16 protein-coding genes are annotated in these 20,230 nt (G+C 68.1%); 13 read left to right on the top strand and 3 right to left on the bottom strand.

What is annotated here, in order from left to right:
• Positions 1–70 precede the first annotated feature (70 nt).
• Both CY652_RS04845 and pgi read left to right on the top strand, forming a co-directional pair.
• Entirely contained in the window at positions 71–1,657 is a 1,587-nt protein-coding gene (locus CY652_RS04845; RefSeq protein ID WP_102129566.1) for an NAD(P)H-hydrate dehydratase, read from the top strand.
• A 327-nt stretch (positions 1,658–1,984) separates the two neighbouring features.
• Complete coding sequence (pgi, locus tag CY652_RS04840; protein WP_102129565.1) at positions 1,985–3,607, top strand: glucose-6-phosphate isomerase; 1,623 nt, start codon at positions 1,985–1,987, stop codon at positions 3,605–3,607.
• Positions 3,608–3,667: 60 nt separating this feature from the next.
• On the opposite strand, the gene CY652_RS04835 is transcribed toward pgi, so the two are convergent.
• Positions 3,668–4,384, bottom strand: a complete 717-nt coding sequence (locus CY652_RS04835; protein ID WP_102129564.1) for an ABC transporter ATP-binding protein — start codon at positions 4,382–4,384, stop codon at positions 3,668–3,670.
• On the opposite strand from CY652_RS04835, the gene CY652_RS04830 reads away from it, so the two are divergent.
• Together CY652_RS04830 and CY652_RS04825 are read left to right on the top strand one after the other, a co-directional pair.
• A complete protein-coding gene (locus CY652_RS04830; RefSeq protein WP_102129563.1) occupies positions 4,383–5,069 on the top strand; it encodes an arylesterase in 687 nt (228 codons plus the stop codon). The genes CY652_RS04835 and CY652_RS04830 overlap by 2 nt on opposite strands.
• A 130-nt stretch (positions 5,070–5,199) precedes the next feature.
• The gene (locus CY652_RS04825) at positions 5,200–5,538 is read left to right on the top strand and encodes a hypothetical protein (RefSeq protein WP_102129562.1); all 339 of its coding nucleotides are present in this window, start codon (positions 5,200–5,202) and stop codon (positions 5,536–5,538) included.
• A gap of 196 nt (positions 5,539–5,734) precedes the next feature.
• Here the strand turns inward: CY652_RS04825 and CY652_RS04820 are convergent, their stop codons facing one another.
• Positions 5,735–7,684: a SurA N-terminal domain-containing protein gene (locus CY652_RS04820; protein WP_102129561.1), complete on the bottom strand. Its 1,950-nt coding sequence runs from the start codon at positions 7,682–7,684 to the stop codon at positions 5,735–5,737.
• A 378-nt stretch (positions 7,685–8,062) separates the two neighbouring features.
• Here CY652_RS04820 and CY652_RS04815 point away from each other — a divergent pair, with 378 nt between their 5' ends.
• From CY652_RS04815 to CY652_RS04775, 9 genes are all read left to right on the top strand, one after another.
• Positions 8,063–8,827 carry an ABC transporter ATP-binding protein gene (locus CY652_RS04815; RefSeq protein ID WP_102129632.1) on the top strand — a complete coding sequence of 255 codons (765 nt, stop codon included), beginning with the start codon at positions 8,063–8,065 and terminating at the stop codon, positions 8,825–8,827.
• A 71-nt stretch (positions 8,828–8,898) separates the two neighbouring features.
• Positions 8,899–9,672, top strand: a complete 774-nt coding sequence (locus CY652_RS04810; protein ID WP_180970409.1) for an ABC transporter permease — start codon at positions 8,899–8,901, stop codon at positions 9,670–9,672.
• A 102-nt stretch (positions 9,673–9,774) separates the two neighbouring features.
• Positions 9,775–10,845, top strand: a complete 1,071-nt coding sequence (locus CY652_RS04805; RefSeq protein ID WP_102129559.1) for an ABC transporter substrate-binding protein — start codon at positions 9,775–9,777, stop codon at positions 10,843–10,845.
• Positions 10,842–12,017: an LLM class flavin-dependent oxidoreductase gene (locus CY652_RS04800; RefSeq protein ID WP_102129558.1), complete on the top strand. Its 1,176-nt coding sequence runs from the start codon at positions 10,842–10,844 to the stop codon at positions 12,015–12,017. Before CY652_RS04805 ends, CY652_RS04800 begins: the two co-directional genes overlap by 4 nt.
• Before the next feature lie 383 nt (positions 12,018–12,400).
• Complete coding sequence (locus tag CY652_RS04795) at positions 12,401–14,710, top strand: TonB-dependent hemoglobin/transferrin/lactoferrin family receptor (RefSeq protein WP_102129557.1); 2,310 nt, start codon at positions 12,401–12,403, stop codon at positions 14,708–14,710.
• A 30-nt stretch (positions 14,711–14,740) separates the two neighbouring features.
• Positions 14,741–15,826, top strand: a complete 1,086-nt coding sequence (locus CY652_RS04790; RefSeq protein WP_102129556.1) for a hemin-degrading factor — start codon at positions 14,741–14,743, stop codon at positions 15,824–15,826.
• On the top strand, positions 15,823–16,719 hold the full coding sequence (locus CY652_RS04785; protein WP_102129555.1) for a heme/hemin ABC transporter substrate-binding protein: 897 nt from the start codon (positions 15,823–15,825) through the stop codon (positions 16,717–16,719). The genes CY652_RS04790 and CY652_RS04785 overlap by 4 nt, the downstream gene beginning before the upstream one ends.
• Entirely contained in the window at positions 16,712–17,746 is a 1,035-nt protein-coding gene (locus CY652_RS04780) for a FecCD family ABC transporter permease (protein ID WP_258002191.1), read from the top strand. Before CY652_RS04785 ends, CY652_RS04780 begins: the two co-directional genes overlap by 8 nt.
• 24 nt (positions 17,747–17,770) lie before the next feature.
• The gene (locus CY652_RS04775; protein WP_102129553.1) at positions 17,771–18,568 is read left to right on the top strand and encodes a heme ABC transporter ATP-binding protein; all 798 of its coding nucleotides are present in this window, start codon (positions 17,771–17,773) and stop codon (positions 18,566–18,568) included.
• A 36-nt stretch (positions 18,569–18,604) separates the two neighbouring features.
• Here the strand turns inward: CY652_RS04775 and CY652_RS04770 are convergent, their stop codons facing one another.
• Positions 18,605–19,675: a porin gene (locus CY652_RS04770; protein ID WP_102129552.1), complete on the bottom strand. Its 1,071-nt coding sequence runs from the start codon at positions 19,673–19,675 to the stop codon at positions 18,605–18,607.
• Positions 19,676–20,230 lie beyond the last annotated feature (555 nt).

Genomic DNA, 20,230 nt, shown 5'->3' with positions numbered 1-20,230 from the left:
CGCGCGACGCCCGCTCGGGTATCGTTGTGGCTGTCGACCCGCTCCATCTCCCCATTCGCGATCCGCCGCCATGACCGCCTCCCGCCTTTCCCTGTCCGACGACGCGACGACGCTGATCGAACCGCGCGACCGGCCGCTCCTGCTGCTCACGGTCGAACAGCTACGCACCTGCGAACGCGCGGCCATGGCGGCATTGCCGCCTCACACGCTGATGGCCCGGGCCGGCGCCGCGGCGGCCCGCTTCCTGATCGAGCGGGCCGCGCACGCCACGACCTCCGCAACCGGCCGGCCGGTCTGGTTCGCCGCCGGCCCCGGCAACAACGGCGGCGACGCGCTCGTCGCCGCGACCGAGCTCCATCGCGCCGGCATCGCCGTCGAAGTTTGCATGCCCGTCGAGGTCAAGCCCGACGACGCCCGCTGGGCGCTCGACGCCGCGCGCGCGGCCGGCGTGCCGATCCGCGCGACCGTGCCCACCTCGTTCGACGCCGGCGGCTGGCTCGTGGACGGGCTCTTCGGCATCGGGCTCGCGCGCGCGCTCGACGGCGTATTCGCCGCGCTCGCGCAGCGCCTGTCGGACCACGCTCGCGCGGGCGGGCGCGTCCTCGCGCTCGACGTGCCGAGCGGCCTCGACAGCGATACGGGCAATGCCGTCGGCGACGGACCGGCCGTGCGCGCGACCCATACCGTCACGTTCATCGCGGCCAAACCGGGACTCTTCACGGGCGCCGGGCGCGACCACGCGGGCCGGACGGCCGTCGCGCCGATCGGCCTCGCCGAAGACCGCCTCGCCGGCTGGGTTCCTTCGGCCGCCCGCCTCAACGCGCCCGCCTCGTTCGCCCCGCATCTGCCCGCTCGCGATTTTTCGACCCACAAGGGCACGTTCGGCTCGCTTGCCGTGGTGGGCGGCGACACCGGCATGTGCGGCGCGCCGATCCTCGCGGCGCGGGCCGCGCTCCACGCGGGCGCGGGCAAGGTGCACGTCGCGTTCGTCGGCAGCGGCGCGCCGGCCTACGACGCGCCGCATCCCGAGCTGATGCTCGACGCGGCGGACCGGTTGCCGCTCGACGCGATGGATGCGCTCGCGGTCGGCTGCGGCATGGGCGGCCGCGACACGGCCCGGCACCTGCTCGACCGCATCCTGCCGCTCGATCTGCCCGTGCTGTTCGACGCCGACGCGCTGAACCTCGTCGCCGGCGACGCGACTTTCGCCGCGCGCGTCGCGGCATCGGGCGCGCCGCGCGTGCTCACGCCGCATCCGCTCGAAGCCGCCCGGCTTCTCGGCACCGGGACGCGCGAGGTGCAGCACGATCGCCTCGCGGCCGCGCGCGCGCTCGCCTCGCGTTTTTCCGCCATCGCCGTGCTCAAGGGCAGCGGCACCGTGATCGCCGCGCCGGACGGGCGACTCGCGGTCAACCCGACCGGCAACGCGGGACTCGCGACGGGTGGCACCGGCGACGTGCTCGGCGGCCTGATCGGCGCGCTGCTCGCGCAGCGCATGCCGCCGTTCGAAGCCGCGCTGGCCGGCGCGTATCTCCACGGCCTCGCCGCCGAAACGCTCTGCGACGCGGGCAACGGTCCCGCCGGGCTGACGGCCGGCGAGCTCGCGCCGGCCGTGCGCCGGCTGCTGAACGAGCGGTTCTATCCGCGCCGGGGCTGACGCGCCGCCGCGGCCTCGCGCGAATCGGGCACGCGCCGTGCGGCTCGCCCGAGTGCGGTTCGAGGCGCGCGCAACTCGTCGGCAAAATTCGCACGCCGTCGCATCGCGACGGCCGAAAACCCGCCGCGCCACGGCCGCCCTGCATAAAACGCGGCTGCGCGCAAGCCTGCGCGTGTCGCGGCGCCCCCGCTATACTCATTGCAACGCGCCACGGGCCGTCGAGTCTTGCCGACCTGGTCGCCCCCGCGGCGCGCGGCGTTGCCCTTCCTGCCGGCGGACCGTCCCGCGCGCCGCCATTCCTTCGTGCCCATCGTTAGACGAGCCGTTATGACGCTGAATTCGCTCCCTGCCTGGTCCGCGCTACAGGCGCACTACGAACAGATCCGCGATGCGCGGCTGCGCGACTGGTTCGATCCCGCCAACGATCCCGCGCCGACGCGCGCCGAGCGCTTCACGCTCTCGGGCGCGGGCCTCGCCGCCGATTTCTCGAAGAACCGCATCACCGACGCCACGCTGCAGTTGCTCGTCCAGCTCGCGCGCGAGGCCGGCGTCGAGGCGAAGCGCGACGCGATGTTCGCCGGCGAGATCGTCAACCCGACGGAACAGCGCGCGGCGCTGCACACGGCGTTGCGCGCAAGCGCTCCGGACGCGCCGTTCCATGCCGAGGTCGTGGCGGAGCGCGCGAAGATGGCCGCGTTCGCCGAGGCCGTGCGCGGCGGCGCGTGGACCGGCTACAGCGGCAAGCGGATTCGCCACGTGGTGAACATCGGCATCGGCGGCTCGGACCTCGGGCCGAAGATGGCCGTCCATGCCCTCGCCCACGTCGCGACGCCGGACCTGAGCACGCATTTCGTCTCGAACGTCGACGGCGCCGATCTCTATCGCGTGATCCAGCAGATCGATCCCGAGGAAACGCTCGCGATCATCGTGTCGAAGACCTTCACGACGCTCGAAACGATGACCAACGCGCGCTCGCTGCGCGACTGGTTCGTGCAGAACGGTTGCCCCGAAAGCGGTCTCGCGCGCCACTTCGTCGGCGTGTCGGCGAACCCGGCCGAGGTCGTCAAATTCGGTATCGCGCGCGAGAACGTGTTCGAGATGTGGGACTGGGTCGGCGGCCGCTACTCGCTCTGGTCGGCGGTCGGCCTGTCGATCATGATCGCGGTCGGCCCGGCGCAGTTCGACGAACTGCTCGCGGGCGCGCGCGAGATGGACCGGCACTTCCGCGACGCGCCGCTCGGGCGCAACCTGCCCGTGCTGCTCGGCCTGATCGGCCTCTGGTACCGGAACTTCTTCGGCGCGCAGAGCTACCTCGTCGCGCCGTACTCGGAGGCGCTGCACTTCCTGCCCGCCTACCTCCAGCAGCTCGAAATGGAGAGCAACGGCAAGTCGGCGCGGCTCGACGGCGCGCTCGTCGACTACCCGACCTCGGCCGTGACCTGGGGCGAGCCCGGCACGAACGGCCAGCACGCGTTCTTCCAGATGCTGCACCAGGGGCCGACGCTCGTGCCGATCGACTTCGTCGCCGTGCTCACGCCCGAGCATCCGCTCGCGAGCCATCATCCGAAGCTGCTCGCGAACTGCTTCGCGCAGAGCGAGGCGCTGATGCTCGGCCGCACGGAAGAGGAAGCGCGCAAGGTGGCCGGCCCCGACCGGCCCGACCTCGTGCCGCACCTGATGTTCCCCGGCAATCGCCCGACCACGACGCTCATCGTCGACGCGCTGACGCCGCGCGCGCTCGGCGCGCTCATCGCGCTCTACGAGCACAAGGTGCTGGTTCAGGCGTCGATCTGGAACATCAATCCGTTCGACCAGTGGGGCGTCGAGCTCGGCAAGATGCTCGGCAAGGTGGTCGAGGCCGACCTCGGCGCGCCGGCGCACGACGTGAAGCCGCACGACTCGTCCACGGCGGCGCTGATCGCGCGCGCCCGCGCGGCGCTCAAGCGCTGAACGAAGGCACCGGGTCGAGAAACCGGGCCGGCGATGACGACGGACTACGGCGGCGCGGCGTCAGCGGCTCAGCGCGACGCCGCTCTCGCCGCGCACGAGCCGGCCGGCCTCGATCGTCACGGTGACGTCGCAGCGGCGCGCGAGTTCGATGTCGTGCGTGACGAGCACGAGCGTCGCGTCGTTCCCGCGGTTCATCTCGAACATCAGGTCGATGACGGCATGGCCTGTCGCCGCGTCGAGGCTGCCGGTCGGCTCGTCCGCGAACAGCACGGCCGGATGCGTGACGAACGCGCGGGCGAGCGCGACGCGCTGCTGCTCGCCGCCCGAGAGCAGCCTGGGATAGTGACGCGTACGCTGGCCGAGCCCCACGCGTTCGAGCAGCTTGCCGGCCCGCGCGAAGGCCTCGCGCGAGGACAGGCCGCCGCGCAGCTCGAGCGGCAACGCGACGTTTTCGAGCGCAGTAAGATGCGGCATCAACTGGAACGACTGGAACACGAAACCCACTGTGCCGTTGCGCAGCGCGGCGCGCTCGTCCTCGCCGAGCTCGGTCAGTTCGTTGCCGAGCAGCTGGATCGAGCCGCTCGTGGCGCTGTCGAGGCCGGCCATGAGCCCGAGCAGCGTCGACTTGCCCGAACCCGACGCGCCGATGATGGCGAGACTGCTGCCCGCCTCGACGCTCAGATCGATGTCTTCGAGTATCGTCAGTTCGCCCGTTGCGTCCTGGACGCTTTTGCACACTCCCCGCACTTCGATAACTGGATCGCCGTTCATTCTCATGATGAAGCACAGGTTAAAAGTCAGCGCCGCGCGTCTCGCGGCTTTCTGCGGCATCGTCCTCGCCGTGGGCGCCTTCTTGCCGCGCGTGTCGAACGCCGCCGTACCGGAACAGGCGCCACCCAGGTCAGAGATCGTCGTGCTCGGCGACAGCCTGTCGGCCGAGTACGGACTACCGCGCGATACCGGCTGGGTCGCGCTGATGCGCGCGCGCCTCGCCTCCGAGCGGCTCGATTATAGCGTCGCCAATGCGAGCATCAGCGGCGACACGACAAGCGACGGCCTCGCGCGTCTGCCGCTCGTCATGGAGCGACTCAAGCCGTCCATCGTGATCGTCGAGCTCGGCAGCAACGACGCGCTGCGCGGCGTGCCGCTCGCCACGACCGACCGGAATCTGCGCACGATGATCGAGCAGATTCGCGAGGCGAAAGCGACGCCGGTACTGATCGGCATGTACGTGCCGCCCAATTACGGCCCCGATTACACGCAAAAGTTCCACGGTCTCTACGGCCAGATTTCGAAGGAGCTGCACGTGCCGCTCGTGCCGTTCCTGCTCGCCGGACTCGTCAATCGCCCCGACCTGTTCCAGGCCGACCAGCTCCACCCGACCCAGCAGGCACAACCCTTGCTGCTCGACAACGTGTGGCCGACGCTCAAGCCGATGCTCGGCCCGGTCTCGGCGCACTAATCGGGCAGGCGCATCGCCGGCAGGCTCTCTGCCGGCGACGAAAACGAAAGCACGCAGCCAGTCGACGCGCCATGCCCGCCGTCTCGTGCGGAACGCCCGGTTCCGCCCAAACCTGACCGGAGGGAATAACGTGAAATATCTATCGCTTATCGTCGTGACGGTGGCCGTCTCCGCCTGCGCCAGCCAGGTTCCGCCAGGCGTTCAGTCCGTCGGACAGAGCCAGCAGCCGGTGGGAACCGTCGCACAGTGCATCGCGCAGAAATGGGCCAACCAGTCGCAACAGCCGGTCACCTCGCAGGTAGTCACGGCCAACGATCAGGCGCTCGACGTCTACGCGCCGGGCCAGCAGCCGCCGTCCGGCTCGGCCGCGATGGTGCGTCCGGCCTGGAACCCCAGCAACCGGACCTGGGTGGGCCTGCGCAACGGCGGCAGCGCGACGGGCACCGGCGACGTCAACGGGTGTCTTTGAGCCTCGCGCCGGTTGCGGTCGTTACGCGTTGGCCGCGCCCGTTACGTCCTTGCGCTCCGTAACGCGCGTAACCGTCCGCGGCCTTCGGCACGCGATTGCGCACATTGCCCGGCAACGAAAAAGCCCCGCAGTTCAAATGCGAGGCTTTTTCCTTCGGAACGGCTCGCGCTTCGGCCAGCCGGTACAACGAAACGGCTTACTGACCGTCGTCGTCGGCGCTTGCCTGATTGCCGTTGTCGGCCAGCGAACCGTAATACTTCACGTTCGAACGCGCGCGCAGCGAATCCAGATAGGCCTGCAACTGCGACTGGCCGTTCACCTGCGCGAGCTGCTGCTGGGATGCGAGAAGGCGCGAGCCCTCGGGCGGCGTGCCGTTCACCACGGCGTCGACACGGTAGATCGCGTAGCCGTCGTGGCCCAGGTCGACGCCGACGTAGGCCGGCAGACTGTGCGGATCGACCTTGTACACGGCGCTCAACGCGTCGGGCGGCAACCCCTGCGCGTCGGTGCGCGAGACCGTCAGCGCGGACGAAAAACCCTCGGTCGACTTCGACTTCCGCAGCGCGGCGAGCTTCGCCGCGCCGTCCTTGCGGGCAAGATCGGCCGCCTGCTGCGCCACGACCTTCTGGCGCACCGCGGCCTTCACGGCGTCGAAGGCCGGCACGGCGGCCGGCTTGTAGCCCGTCACGCGCGCGGAGATAAGCGTGCCGTTGCCGACGTCGATAGCCTGCGTGTTGTTGTGCGCGGTCACCGAGTCGTTCGCGAACACGGCGGCGAGGAGCTTCGGATTGTTGAGCGGGCTGTCGGACGGCAGCGCCGCGTTCGGCGTCGGCGTGACCGTCGCGGTCTGGATCGGCAGCTTGTACTTGTCGGCGGCGGGCTGCAGGCTCTTCGCCTGTTCGTACACCGTCGACGAGAAGCCGTCGGACTCGTCGGACATCAGCTTCGCCGCCTGCTGGGCCTTGACCGCGTTCACGATCGACGCCTTCACCTGATCGAACGGCTGCGTGACGACCGGCTTCACGTCGGTCACCTCGACGATGTGATAGCCGAAGTCCGACTGGATCACGTCGCTGATCTCGCCCTTGTGCAGCTTGAACACGGCGTTGTTGAACGCCGTGCCGCCCGCGATCATGCCGTTGCCCAGATAGCCGAGATCGCCGCCGCGCGGCGCCGAGCCCGGGTCCTGCGATTCCTTTTTGGCGATCTGCGCGAACTGGTCGGGATGCGCCTTCACCTCGGCGAGAATCGCCTCGGCCTTCTGTTTCGCCGCGTTGCGCACGGCCGCGGTCGCGTTCTGCGGCACGGCGATCAGGATGTGACTCACGCGCAACTGCTCGTCGGTGCGGTAATGGGCGATGTTGTCCTGGTAGTAGGCCTGCAGGTCGGCGTCCGAGGGCTGGACCGAGGCCGCCAGCGCAGCCGCCGAAAACACGAGGTACTGGATCTGCGCGGTCGCGGGCGTCGCGAAGTCGTTGCGATGGGCGTCGTAGTAAGACTGCAGTTCGGCGTCGGTCGGCTGCGCCTTCGCGGCGTAGTCGGCCGGATGGAACGCAAGGCCCTGGACCTGGCGCTGCTGCTCGGACAGCTCGGTCAAATTCAGCGCCAGCGCTTTCGGCGTGAACGCGCTGTTGAGAATCGAGTCCGGCAACTGGTCCTGCGCGAGACCGTAGCGCACGCGCTCGTCGTACTGCTCGGGCGTCATGCCCTGCATGGCGAGCAGTTCTTTATAGCGGTCGAGGTCGATCGAGCCGTCGGGCCGCTTCAGCGACGCGATCACCGGGTCGCTCAGGAGCGCGCGGCGCACCGCGTCGTCGGATGCCGTGAGGTGCAGACGCTGCGTTTCGTCGGTCAACACCTGCTGCTGGATCAGGCCGTCGAGAATGTCTCGGCGATGCTGCGGCGTGTCGATCACGCTGGCGTCGAAGTGCGCGCCCAGCACCTGGCGGGCCTGGTCGAGCTGCTGATTGAGCGCGTCCTCGAATTCCGCGCGGGGAATCTTGTGTCCGTTTACGCTGGCGACGTTCGCGCTCTCGTCGAAAAAGCCCCGGAAACCCTGAATACCGACGAAGCCGAGCCCCGGCACGATCACCAGGAGCAACATGAACATCATCAGCCGTTTGTGATTGCGGAAAAAATCGAGCATGCGTGACGGACCGCCCAAAACAGAACGCCCGATAGTACAACAGCGGGCAATGTAGAAAGCAAAGCCGGAATTCGCCTTTCCTGCCGGGAGGCAGGCGGAAAGCGGGCCCCGGACTCGTGCGCCCCCGGCGCGACAGGGCGGTATTCTACCCGACTGGGGCTGGGCGAGCGCCGGTCGGCCGGGCGGCGCTTGAGGCAACCGCGAGCGGGCGCGCCCGCGCCCGTCCCGGCGAGTCGCCTCTCGCCCCGCCGATCGATTGCCGCGCTCCCTTCCTTCTTTAGTTAGCAGGAAAAATTCGTTTGCCGGCCGGATGGGCGAATTTATGCTGTCTGGCTTTCGACTAGCCGCATCCATTGCTGCGTTGGGATGCGTCCCGCCATGCCCCTGATCCAGCTTTCCGATGTTTCGAAGTCTTACGCCGACGGGCGCAGCCAGGCTGCGCCCGCACTGACCGGCATCAGCTTCGATGTCGATGAGGGCGAGTTCATCAGCATCGTGGGGCCGTCGGGATGCGGCAAGAGCACCCTGCTGCACACGATCGCGGGCTTCACGAAACCCTCGACCGGCACGGTCCTGAAAGACGGCCGGGCCATCGAACGCCCCGGCCCGGATCGCGCCGTGATGTTCCAGGAGTACGCGCTCTACCCCTGGAAGACGGTGCTCGAGAACGTCGCGCTCGGACTGAAACCCAAAAAGCTCCCCCGCCGCGAGCGCGACTCGATCGCGCGTGCGTATCTCGACCTCGTTCAGCTCGACGGGTTCGAGCATCACTACCCCGGCCAGCTCTCGGGCGGCATGAAGCAACGCGTCAGCATCGCGCGCTGCCTCGCCACCGGGCCGGACGTCATCCTGATGGACGAGCCGTTCTCCGCGCTCGACTCGCTGACCCGCGACGTCATGCAGGAGGAAATCCTGAAGATCTGGGAGCGCGAGCGCAAAACCGTCATCCTCGTCACGCACAGCATCGACGAGGCGGTCTTCATGAGCGACCGCGTTCTCGTCATGTCGCGCCGCCCGGGACGCATCAAGGAATGCATCGACATCGACCTGCCGCGTCCGCGCACGCTGGCGATGCGCAGCGCCGATCCGGGGTTCATCGCCTATCGCGAGCGCCTCGCCACCAGCCTGCGCCGGGAAATCTGATGCCTCTGATGCCGGGCTCGAATCGCACCGCCGTAGCGAGCGCGCCAGGACACGCGACGCCGCGAACCGGAATGGCCCAGGCGCTGCGCCAGGTCCTCGCCCTGCTGAACCGCTGGTCGCTCGTCATCGCTGTGCTGCTGCTGTGGCAAGCCGGCTCGAGCTTCGGCTGGATCAACACGACCGCGTTCCCGGCGCCCGTCACGATCGCGCGCACGATCGTCGATCTGGCGATCTCGGGCGACCTCGAAACGAACCTCTGGAGCAGCATCACGCGGGTGTTCGTCGGCGTGGCCGCCGCGACGGCGACCGGCATCGTGCTCGGCTCGCTCTGCGCGCGCTACGAACGCGTGGCTTTCTACCTGGACGCGCCCATCGAACTGATCCGCCCCATTTCGGTCATCGCCTGGATTCCGGTCGCCATCATCTGGTTCGGTCTCGGCGACGGTTCCGCATGGTTCATCATCGGGCTCGGCGCGTTCTTCCCGATCTTCACGAACACGCACGACGCGATGAAGCACATTCCGGCCGTCTACCTGCGGGCCGCGCAGACGCTCGGGCTCAATCGCCGCCAGGTCTTCGCCAGCGTGCTGTGGCCGGCGGCGCTGCCGGGCGTGCTGTCCGGCATCCGGATCGGGCTCGGCGTCGGCTGGATGTGCGTGATCGCGGCCGAAATGATCGCTTCCACGGCCGGGCTCGGATACATGATCCAGACCGCCCGCGTGATGATCGAAACGGAGCAGGTCTTCGCCGGCATGGTTGTCATCGGCGTAGTCGGCTTTCTGATGAACCTCGGGATGATCGCCATCGAACGCCGCGTCACGCGCTGGCAGCCGCGCGGCGCCTGATGGCGCCTGACTCCCCCCCGCCATTCCCCGGCAACCCGCCGGCCATACCGGCACACTCGTCCGGACGCTTCACGCGGACGATCCCATAAGGCAAACATATCCATGCGTAACCGGCTTACCTTTCCCTTCTCGGGGCCCCTGCGTCTGCTCGGCCAGGCCCTCGTCGCGACGGCCGCGCTGCTGCTCGTCCCGGCCGCGTCGGCCGCGCAGCCGACGAAGATCGTTCTCGGCTACCAGGCACTCTGGGCGTCCGGCGGCGACATCTTCGAGACGCTGCGGCACACCAACATCCTGCAGCTCTACGGCTTCGACGCGACGTTCAAGACCTTCACGTCGGGGCCGCCGCTCGGCGAGGCCGCCGTCGCGGGCGCGGTCGACAATTTCTACGCGGCCGACGCGCCGGTGCTGCGCGCCGCGAGCCGGCTGCCCGGCTCCAAAGTGCTCGCGCGCTCGCACGATTCGCGCTATGCCATCATCGTCGGCCCCGACTTTCACGGCGGCATCACGGACCTGAAAGGCAAGACGCTGTCGGGCCTGTTCGGCACCACGGTATTTCCGCGCGCGATCCGCCAGATCACCGCGGCCGGCATTGCCCAGCCGTTCCAGCAGATTCACATCATCAATCAGGACATCCCCGAGGCCGCGGCATCGCTGCAGGCCAAACAGATCGACGCGACGGTCACGTGGGACCCGACGGAGGAAAAGCTGCTGCGGCTCGGCTATCGCTCGATCTACGACAGCAAGCCGGGCGAGAATTTCGGCTGGATCGGGCTCACGGGTAGCTGGCTGAAAAAGAACGGCGACGATGCGGCCGTGCGCTTTCTCGAAGCCTGGGTCACGGCGGCATGGTGGGCCTCGAACCATCCGGACCAGGCCCGCGCCTGGTTCGCGAAAACGTCGGGCATCGACCCGGGTCTGCTTGCCATCGCGGACCAGTCCGACCGCTATCTGCGCGCGCCGGTGCCCGACATCAAGACGTACGACTTCCGCATCGACGACCAGACCATCGCCGGTTCGCAGGCCGTCATCGATTTCCTCGTGCAACAGAAGCTGCTGCCCCAGCGCATCGACGTGAAGCAGTACGTGGATTCGTCCTATATCGAGCGCGCGCAGCAGAACATTCGCGCGGGTAAAACGCCCGACCTCTCGGCCATCAAGGTGGTCTCGCCATGAGCCGCACGCCTGACGACGACCTGCCGCCGGACAGCCCGCTCGCGCGGGCATTCGGGCAACCGCTCATGCTCGGCCTGTTCCTGCCGGTCTACGACGGCGGCTGGTCGCCCTCGGCCGCGCCCCGCACGACGACCTGGACCTATCCGTACAACGCGGCACTCGCCCGGCGCGCCGAAGAACTCGGCTTCGATCTGCTGTTCGGCCCGGCGGAATGGGTCGGCAAAGGCGGCTACGGCGGCAAAATCCGCTTCCGCGAAAACTCGATCGACCCGTTCATCACGACGGCCGCGCTCGCCTCGGCCACGCAACGAATCCTGCTGATTTCGACCGTCCACGTGCTGTACGGCGGCTGGCATCCGCTGCTGCTGGCCCGCTTCGGCGCGACGCTGGACCATATTTCGCAGGGCCGCTGGGGCATCAACGTCGTGACCGGGCACTCCGTGCGCGAAGCCGCGATGTTCGGCCAGACGCGCGCGGAACACGACCTGCGTTACGACATGGCCGACGAGTTCGTCACGATCATGAAAGCGCTCTGGCGCCGCGAAGAAAACCTGACGTTCGACGGCCGGTTCTGGAAGCTCGAATCGGCATTCGTCAGCCCCGCGCCGACGTTCGGGCGCCCGGTGCTCGTCAGCGCGACCGGCTCGCCCGCCGGCTTCGGCTACGCGGCTCGCCATGCCGACATCGTGTTCGTCACGAGCCCGGCGGGCGCGCAAATCGACAACGCGCTCGCCGCGCTGCCGGCGCACGTGGCCGCGCTCAAGCAGACCGGGATGCGCGAGGGCCGGCGGCTTCGCGCGCTCATCAATCCGATGGTGATCTGCAGGCCCAGCGAACGGGAAGCGCGCGAATACTACGAGCACATCGTCCATGAGGCCGACGACGAAGCCGTCGACGGCTATTTCCGGCACTTCGCCCTGGCGGACAGCAAGGCGTGGGGCAAGCACGATCGCAGCGGCCGCATCGTCGGCCGCATCGTCGGCGGCAACGTGCAGCTCGTCGGCGATCCGCAACAGGTGGCCGACGGCATCGAGAAACTGCATCGGGCCGGATGCGACGGCGTGCAGCTATCGTTTTTCGATTTCAAGCCCGATCTCGAATTCTTCGGCGAGCACGTTCTGCCGCTGCTCGAAGCGAAGGGGCTCCGCCGGCGCCCGGCCTCGCCGGACTGACCGTAACCCGTATGCGGCCCGCCGTCCCTGGCAGGTCGCAGGCGCCCATCGTCGCTCCGACTTCTCCCCGATCAGTGCGCTTGCGATACGACGCGGACGCTCGGATCGGCATCCACGAGCGCAATTCGGCCCGCGAGGCAGCCTGGCTGCGACATATCGCCTCCTCTTGCCGAACACGAGCGCGGCGCGTCCCTTCACTAAACGGAACGATATAGCTCCCCGCAATCCTTACAAAAACTATACAAATAGGAATGATTCCTGTTATCGTTTGATGAAGCGAATGTCCCGGACAGGCATTCGTCGGCCACAAGGGATTCGTCTCGTGTAACGGTAATGGGGAAATGATGTCGCTTCGTCGTAAAAGATTAGTATTCCTTATATCAATGATCATCGGAGAACTGGCTTGCGCCCAGTCTCCATTCGCGCAGAGCGCCGCCGCGGATGCGCCCGTAGCCGCATCAGATACACCGGCCGCGCCGGCAAAAGCAGAAGCCGGAACCCATGCCTCCGGCCGCGAGACGCCGCAGCTCGACACGATCTCCGTCACCGCCAACCGCATCGGGACGAGCGACGTCGACCGTATGGCCGCAACCGTTTCGGTGATCACCTCGAAGGAGATGGAGGACGACAACGTCAAGGACGTGAAAGACGCGCTGCGTTACGAGCCCGGCGTCGAAGTCCGCCGCCAGGCCTATCGCCCGGCCGGCATCACCGGCACGGCGGGCCGCGCCGGCAACGAAGGCATCAACATCCGGGGGCTCGAAGGCAACCAGGTGCTGCTGCTCGAGGACGGCATCCCGCTGCCGCAATCGTTCGGCTATGGCTCGGGCTCGGCCGGACGCGCGGACTATCTGAACACCGACTTCTACTCGCGCATCGAGGTACTGCGCGGCCCGGCCTCGGTGCTGTACGGCAGCGACGGCCTCACCGGCGCGGTGAACTTCGTCACGAAGGATCCCGGCGAGCTGCTCGCCCTCTACGGCCGGCCCACCTACTTCTCGCTCAAGGGCGATTACGACTCGACGGACCGCAGTTGGGGCTCGACCGCGGCGGCGGCGTTCGGCAACGACACGGTGCAGGGCATGGTCATCCTCTCGGGCCGGCACGGTCACGAGACGGACAACATGGGCAAGGACAACAGCCTCGGCGCCGGCCGCTCCACGCCGGACCCGCTGACCTACAACAATCGCTCTGCGCTCGGCAAGTTCGTCTTCCGGATCAGCCCGCAGGACAGGCTGAAACTCACGGCCGAAACGCTGAACAACGCGAGCACCGGCTACGGCCTGTCCCAGCTCGACGGCGCCTATGCGTGGAGCGGCTACGCGGCCGACGGCTACGTGACGACGAACCAGGTCACGAGCCACCGCGCGAAGCTCGAATGGGATCACGACGACGCGTCGAACCCTTGGGTGCAGCATTTCAAGGGCTCGGTGTTTTACCGGAACGCCGCTACCGACCAGGCGCTCTTCATCACCGGCGCCAGGGCTTCGGGCGCCACGGCCGGGCGCTCTCGTCTCAATCATTACGACGACAACATCGTCGGCGGCAGCCTCGTCGCCGCAAGCGCCTTCAAGACGGGACGCTTCGACCATCGCGTGACCTATGGGCTGGACACGAGCGTTTCGCACTACAGCACCCGCAGCTCGGCCGGCAGCGAATGGACCTCGACCTCCTCCGACGGTTATCCCGAAGTGTTCCCGAAGACCTCGGAGTTCAATCTCGGCGCCTACGTGCAGGACGAGATCCGCTGGAACCGGCTCAGCTTCGTGCCCGGCCTGCGCTTCGATTACTACCGCATGTCGCCGCAGACCGACAGCGTCTACGACACGGCGTCGGCCGCCTCCACCCAGGCCACCACGTCGTCGTCGGGCAATGCGCTGTCGCCGCGCGTCGCGCTGCTCTACGAGATCAATCCGGCCGTCGTGCCGTACGTCCAGTACGCGCGCGGGTTCCGCGCGCCGTCGGCCTATCAGGTCAACAGCTACTACGGCGCGAACGGCTCGTACGGAATCTACTACCAGCAGGTCGGCAATCCTAACCTCAAGCCCGAAACCAGCAACACGGTCGAGCTCGGTCTGCGGGGCCGGCTCGCGCTCGGCGCGAATCGCGTGCGCTACGGTCTCGCCGCCTTTTACGGGCGCTATAGCGACTTCATCGACATGAAGGTCGTCGGCGGCAGCTTCACGTCCGCCACCCATCCGTACACGTACCAGTACGTCAACGACGACCGCGCCACGATCAAGGGGCTCGAAGCAAAGGCGCAGTGGTTCGTCGGCGAGGCCGTCGAGATCAACGCCGGCCTCGCCTGGATCAAGGGCACGGCCGAGCAGAGCGGCGTGACGACCGGGCTCGACAGCGTGCCGCCGCTGGCCGCCGTGCTCGGCGTGAAGTACCGCTTCGCCGACCGCTGGTTCGTCGCGGCCGACACCCTCTACAACGCGCGCAAGGACAAGCGGAACATGTCGAGCCCGAGTTATTTCTCGACTCCGTCGTACACGATCCTCGACCTGCACGCCGGCTATCGGGTCGCGAAGCACGTCAGCCTGACCGCCGGCATCGGCAACGTGTTCGACCGCAAGTACTGGCGGTGGAACGACGTCCGCGGCCTCGCCGACAGCGACGGCATCGCGAAGATCAACGCGTTGACGGCCCCGGGCCGCACGTTCAACGCCGGCATGAAGCTCGACTTCTGACCTCTCACCCTGACAGCAGGAGCTGCCCCTATGACCACAACTCACCTCCCGACCGATTTCGACGATCCTCAAGCGCTCGCCCGCTGGCGCGACGCCTATCTCGCCGTTCGACAGCGCGGCGAACGCCAGCGCGAAGCCGCCCATGCGATGCGCGTCTGCGAAGCGCAGGCCGTGGCGGCTTTCGTCGGCGTTCATGCCGTGCGCCTGCGCCCCGACTTCATGAACCTGATCGCTCAACTGCCGCGACTCGGCCCCGTGCTGACGCTGACGCGCAACGAAGCCGCCGTGCACGAAAAGGAAGGCCGGTTCGAGCGCGTCTCGGAAGAAGACCAGGTCGGCCTCGTCCTCGGCAGCGCGATCGATCTGCGCGTCTTTCATCGCGTCTGGGGATTCGCGTTCGCCGTGCGCGAGCCGGCTGCCGACGGCGAACGCAAGAGCCTCCAGTTCTTCGATACGCGCGGACAGGCCGTCTTCAAGGTCTACCTTCGCCCCCGGAGCGACCACGCGGCCTACGACGCGCTCGCCACCGAATGGGCCGTGCCCCAACGCTCGGCCCGGCTGAACCTGGCGCCCGCTGCGCCGGCCGAGGATCGGCCGTCCGACGACGCGGTAGACGTGACGGGCCTGCGCGCCGCCTGGGACGCGATGAACGACGTGCACGACTTTTTCCCGCTGCTTCGCCGTTTCCAGTTGGCCCGCACGCAGGCGCTGCGGCTGGCCGGTCCCGATTACGCGATCCGCGTCGAGCGCGACTCGATCGGAACCGTTCTGCGGCAGGCCGCGCGCGACGCGCTTCCCATCATGGTGTTCGTCGGCAATCCGGGCATGATCCAGATTCATACCGGGCCCGTGCAGAAAATTCACACCGTGGGTTCGTGGCTCAACGTGCTCGACGACGATTTCAACCTGCATCTGCAGACCGCGCTCGTCGACAGCGTCTGGGTCGTGAAGAAACCGACCCGCGAAGGCATCGTCACGTCGGTCGAACTGTTCGACAAGGCCGGCGAGAACATCGCGCTGCTGTTCGGGGCGCGCAAGCCGGGCACGCCCGAGCTGCCGGGCTGGCGCTCGCTCGCCGGGTCTCTGCCGCCCGAATCGGAGGAAGCCCGCGCATGACGCGCCGTCCGTTCGATGCGAAACGCCGGGCGATCAACCGCGCCCTCGCGACAGGCGTCGGCGCGCTGTGCGTGCCCCGGGCCATGCTATTCGCCGCGACCGGCAGCGAGCGCGTCGTCGTCGTGGGCGGCGCGCTCGCCGAAATCGTCTACCGGCTCGGCAACGCATCCCGCCTCGTCGCGACCGACACCACCTGCACCTACCCGCCCGAAGCGGCCCGTCTGCCGAAAGTCGGCTATCAACGCGCGTTGTCGGCCGAAGGCATTCTCTCGCTGCGCCCGGATCTGCTCGTTTCGTCGGCCGAAGCGGGACCGCCGTCGGTACTCGAGCAGATCCGCGGGGCCGGCGTTCGCGTCGTGACGTTCGGCGAGGGTCACGACGCGGCGTCCGTCGAGGCCAAGATCCGGGGCGTGGCCAAGGCGTTCGGCGAGACGGAGAAAGGCCGTGCGCTACATGACGCGTTCGTGCGCGACTGGCGGCGGACCGAACAGCAGGTCGCCCGCGCGCCGCTCGCGCGCAGGACTGGACCGCTGCGCGTGATCTTCGTGCTGAACCAGAGCGGCACCCAGGCGATGGTGTCCGGCGAAGCCACGGCCGCGGATGCGATGATCTGGTTCGCCGGCGCCGCCAACGCGATGCAGGGTGTCCGCGGTTATCGCCCGCTATCGGCCGAAGCGCTGGTCGCCAGCGCGCCCGACGTCATCCTCACGACCGACGACACGCTGCGCGCCGGCCACGGCGCCGCGACGCTCCTCGCCAGCCCCGGCTTCGCCGCCACGCCGGCCGGCAGGGCGAAGCGCATCGTCTCGATGGACACGCTGTTCCTGCTCGGCTTCGGGCCGCGTCTACCCGATGCGGTCCTGCAGCTTCATCGGCGGCTGCGCGATGCGTGACTTCCGGCAGATCGTCCGTATCGGCGCGCTGACGGCAGTGCTGCTGATCAGCATCGGCGCAGCCGTGTCGACGGGCGCCTACCGCATCGATCCTGCCACGCTATGGCATCTGGCCGTGCACGGTCTGTGGGCCCCGGATTCACTGTCGGACACCGCCCAGGCCGCCAGCGTGCTCTGGCACATCCGTCTGCCGCGCGTGATGCTGGCCGTCGCGCTCGGCGCCGGTCTCGGCCTTTGCGGCTGCGCGCTGCAGGCCCTGCTGCGCAATCCGCTGTCGGACCCGGGACTGATCGGCGTGTCGAGCGGCGCCGCGCTCGGCGCGGCATCGATGCTGGTCGTCGGCGAGCGCTTCATGGCGGGCAGCAGCGCGCTGGTGCCGCTGGCTTCGTTTGCCGGCGCGCTCGGCACGGCTGCGCTCGTCTACCGGCTCGCGGCCGTCGACGGCCGGCTCGCCACGCCGACGCTGCTGCTCTGCGGCATCGCCGTCAACGCGCTCGCCGTCGCCGCGATCGGCATCCTGACCTATCTCGCGAACGACGCTCAACTGCGCTCGCTGACGTTCTGGACGCTCGGCAGTCTCGGAGGCGCGCAATGGCGCATGCTCGGCATCGCAATGCCGTTCGTCGCGCTCGGTGCCGCGCTGCTGGTCCGACGAACGCGCGCGCTCAACGTGATGCAGCTCGGCGAAGCGGAAGCCGCCCATCTCGGCGTGGCCACGCACGCGCTGAAGCGCGAGATCGTGATCGGCGTGTCGCTCTGCGTCGGGGCACTGGTTTCGTGCTCGGGATTGATCGGTTTCGTCGGCCTCGTCACGCCGCACTGCGCGCGGCTGTTGTGCGGACCCGACTTGCGCCGCGCGATGCCCGCGTCGATGCTCGCCGGCGCATCGCTCGCGGTCCTGGCCGACCTCGCCGCGCGCACCGTTGCCGCGCCGGCCGACGTGCCGCTCGGCATCCTGACCGCATTGATCGGCGCACCGTTTTTCCTGTTCCTCGTCTGGCGTCACCGCCACCGCCTCGGTGCCTGATGCCTGTCCACCCCGGAGTGCCTGATGCTGGCCGCCACCCGCATTTCCGTATCGTTCGGCACACGGGAAGTGCTGTCGGACGTCTCCCTCGCCGTCCGCCCCGGCGAGCTGTGCGTGCTCCTCGGCTGCAACGGGGCGGGCAAGAGCACGCTGCTCGCCGCGCTGAACGGCGATATCCCGCCGTCCTCCGGCGACGGATCGATCACGCTGGACGGCCTCGACCTGCACAGGCTCACGCCGATCCGGCTGGCCCGGCGGCGTGCCGTGCTGCGGCAGGCCGCCAGCTTTTCGTTCGCCTTCCGCGCCGAAGACGCCGTCCGGCTCGGCCGCTATCCGTACGGCGATGCCGATCCGGCCGGCGACCGCGCGATCGTCGCCGAGGCCATGACGCTCACCGGCACCGACACGCTGGCGCGACGCGACGTGCTGACCCTGTCGGGCGGGGAATTGGCGCGCGTGCAGCTTGCTCGCGCCCTCGTCCAGATCTGGCCGGCCCGGCCGACTCCCGCGACCGGCGACGCGTCCCGCTACCTGCTGCTCGACGAGCCCACGGCGGCGCTCGACATCGCCCAGCAGCATCGCATGCTCGCGCTCGTGCAGACGTTGACCCGAACCTGGGGCATCGGCGTCGTGGCCATTCTGCACGACCTGAACCTCGCGTCGCGTTATGCCGACACGATCGCCCTGCTCGCGAACGGACGCATCGTTGCTCACGGCACGCCGTACGACGTGCTGACGCCCGACCATGTGCAGACCTGCTTTCAATTCCCCGTGCGCCGCATCGAGAACGCCGGGCCCCATCTCTATGTCATGCCGGCTTGAACGGGAACTGCGGCGGCGGTGTCGAATCCGCCGGCGCTAGAAGCGTTCGATCACGCCGAATTGCAGGCCCCGAACCGTCGCGCCGGGCCACGAGGGCGGAAGCCCCGTCACGTTCACGCCTCGCAGCGTGAATTCCCCGTCGCCGCGATTGCGCAGCCAGCCGGCACTGGCATAGAGCAGGACGGTCTTCGAGAGGTCGTATTCGCAGGCCGCGCTGAACTGGTCGGCATCGTTGCCTTCGCCGGTGAGGTCTCGCGCGTAGGTGTAGCCGAGCGACGCGCGAAAGCGCGCGCTGATCGCGTAGCGCGCCGATACCGACAGGCCGTCGTCGTCGTAGAGCGGCGTGCCGCCGCCGTAGCCGTTGAAAAACGAGAGGAAACCCGTCACCGGCCCGAACTGGTACGACACGCCGCCCAGGTTGGCGCGCAACGCGCCGTCGCCGTTCTGCTGCTGATGCGCGTACGAGAGTTCCAGCGGCCCGTTGCGGTACGTGAACGTTTCGATGCTGCCGCCAAGGCCGTTGCCGGCCGTGCCGCCATCGCGCAGCGAAGCCATCAGCGTGACCGAGAAGCCGTAGATGTCCGGCGACAGCCAGGTAATCGCGTCGCTTTCGTAAGGCGTGATCTTCGAGAGATTGTTGAGGCCCGATGCGATGGTGCCCGCGCCGAACGCATCGAGTTGCCCCTTGAACGGAATGTAGATCGGCGAGTACTGGCGCCCTACGCGTATCGTACCGAGCGGCGAGGCAATGCCGATCCACGCCTGGCGGTTGAAGATCGTATCGGCTACCGAGAACGTGCCGTCGGTCGAGCCAAAGCCGTTCTCGAGATCGAACAGGATCTGCACGCCGTCGCCGAGGTCTTCCACGCCGCGCAGGCCCACGCGCGAGCCGCGGTAGGCGCCGGAGTCCATGCGCTCGACCCAGCCCGCGCCGGGGTTGGTGATTTCGATGCTCGTGTCGAAAACGCCGTAGAGCGTGACCGAACTCTGCGCGTGCGCGTTCATGGCGTGCGCCGCGAGCACGGTCAAAACGGCGGAGGCCCGCGGCGCGAGACGGACGAGGCCGCCCAGGCGGCCGACGCTCGGCACAAGGCGGCGACGGCTCATGAGAAGCGGACCGGAATGCACCGCGAGCGCCGGATAGACGACCGGTCCGTCATCTCGAAGGCATGCCTGGGCAAGACGACTTCACACGGCCTGTTCGTCGATAGCATCGTTGCTCCGGTCAATGTGTCTTTACGCTCGCCGCCCGCAAGCCGACGAGATACGGCAGTCGTTCCTTTATTTAATACTGGCAATCACCCATCGGCTATCCCGAGCGACTCATTCGACTAACGGCCTCCTCCATTCTCACCCAGCGCCCGCTTTTGCACAGCCGGACTTTGCCGCAAAAAGAACGTGGCTTCATATAGGGTAAATCAGGACACGAAACGGAATGGCGGGCATGCGCGGCGGAAAGAATCGCCGACTCGGCGGACACCGCTATGCAATCGACCACCGGGCGGCGTCCAGGCGCTTTTCGCCCCTGCTAATCCAGCATGCGGCGTGCCAGACGGGTATGCACGACAAATATAAATCGCCCGATAACGCGGCTATCCAATTCTTCTCTGGAAAAATTCAGGCACATGAATTGCGCAAGGCGAATGGCCCATTCGACTGAAA

Origin of the sequence: Burkholderia sp. WAC0059, assembly GCF_002870125.1 — a bacterium.
GTDB lineage: Bacteria > Pseudomonadota > Gammaproteobacteria > Burkholderiales > Burkholderiaceae > Paraburkholderia.
Note: the sequence above shows the minus strand (reverse complement) of the source record. Positions and strands in the feature narration are given on the sequence as shown.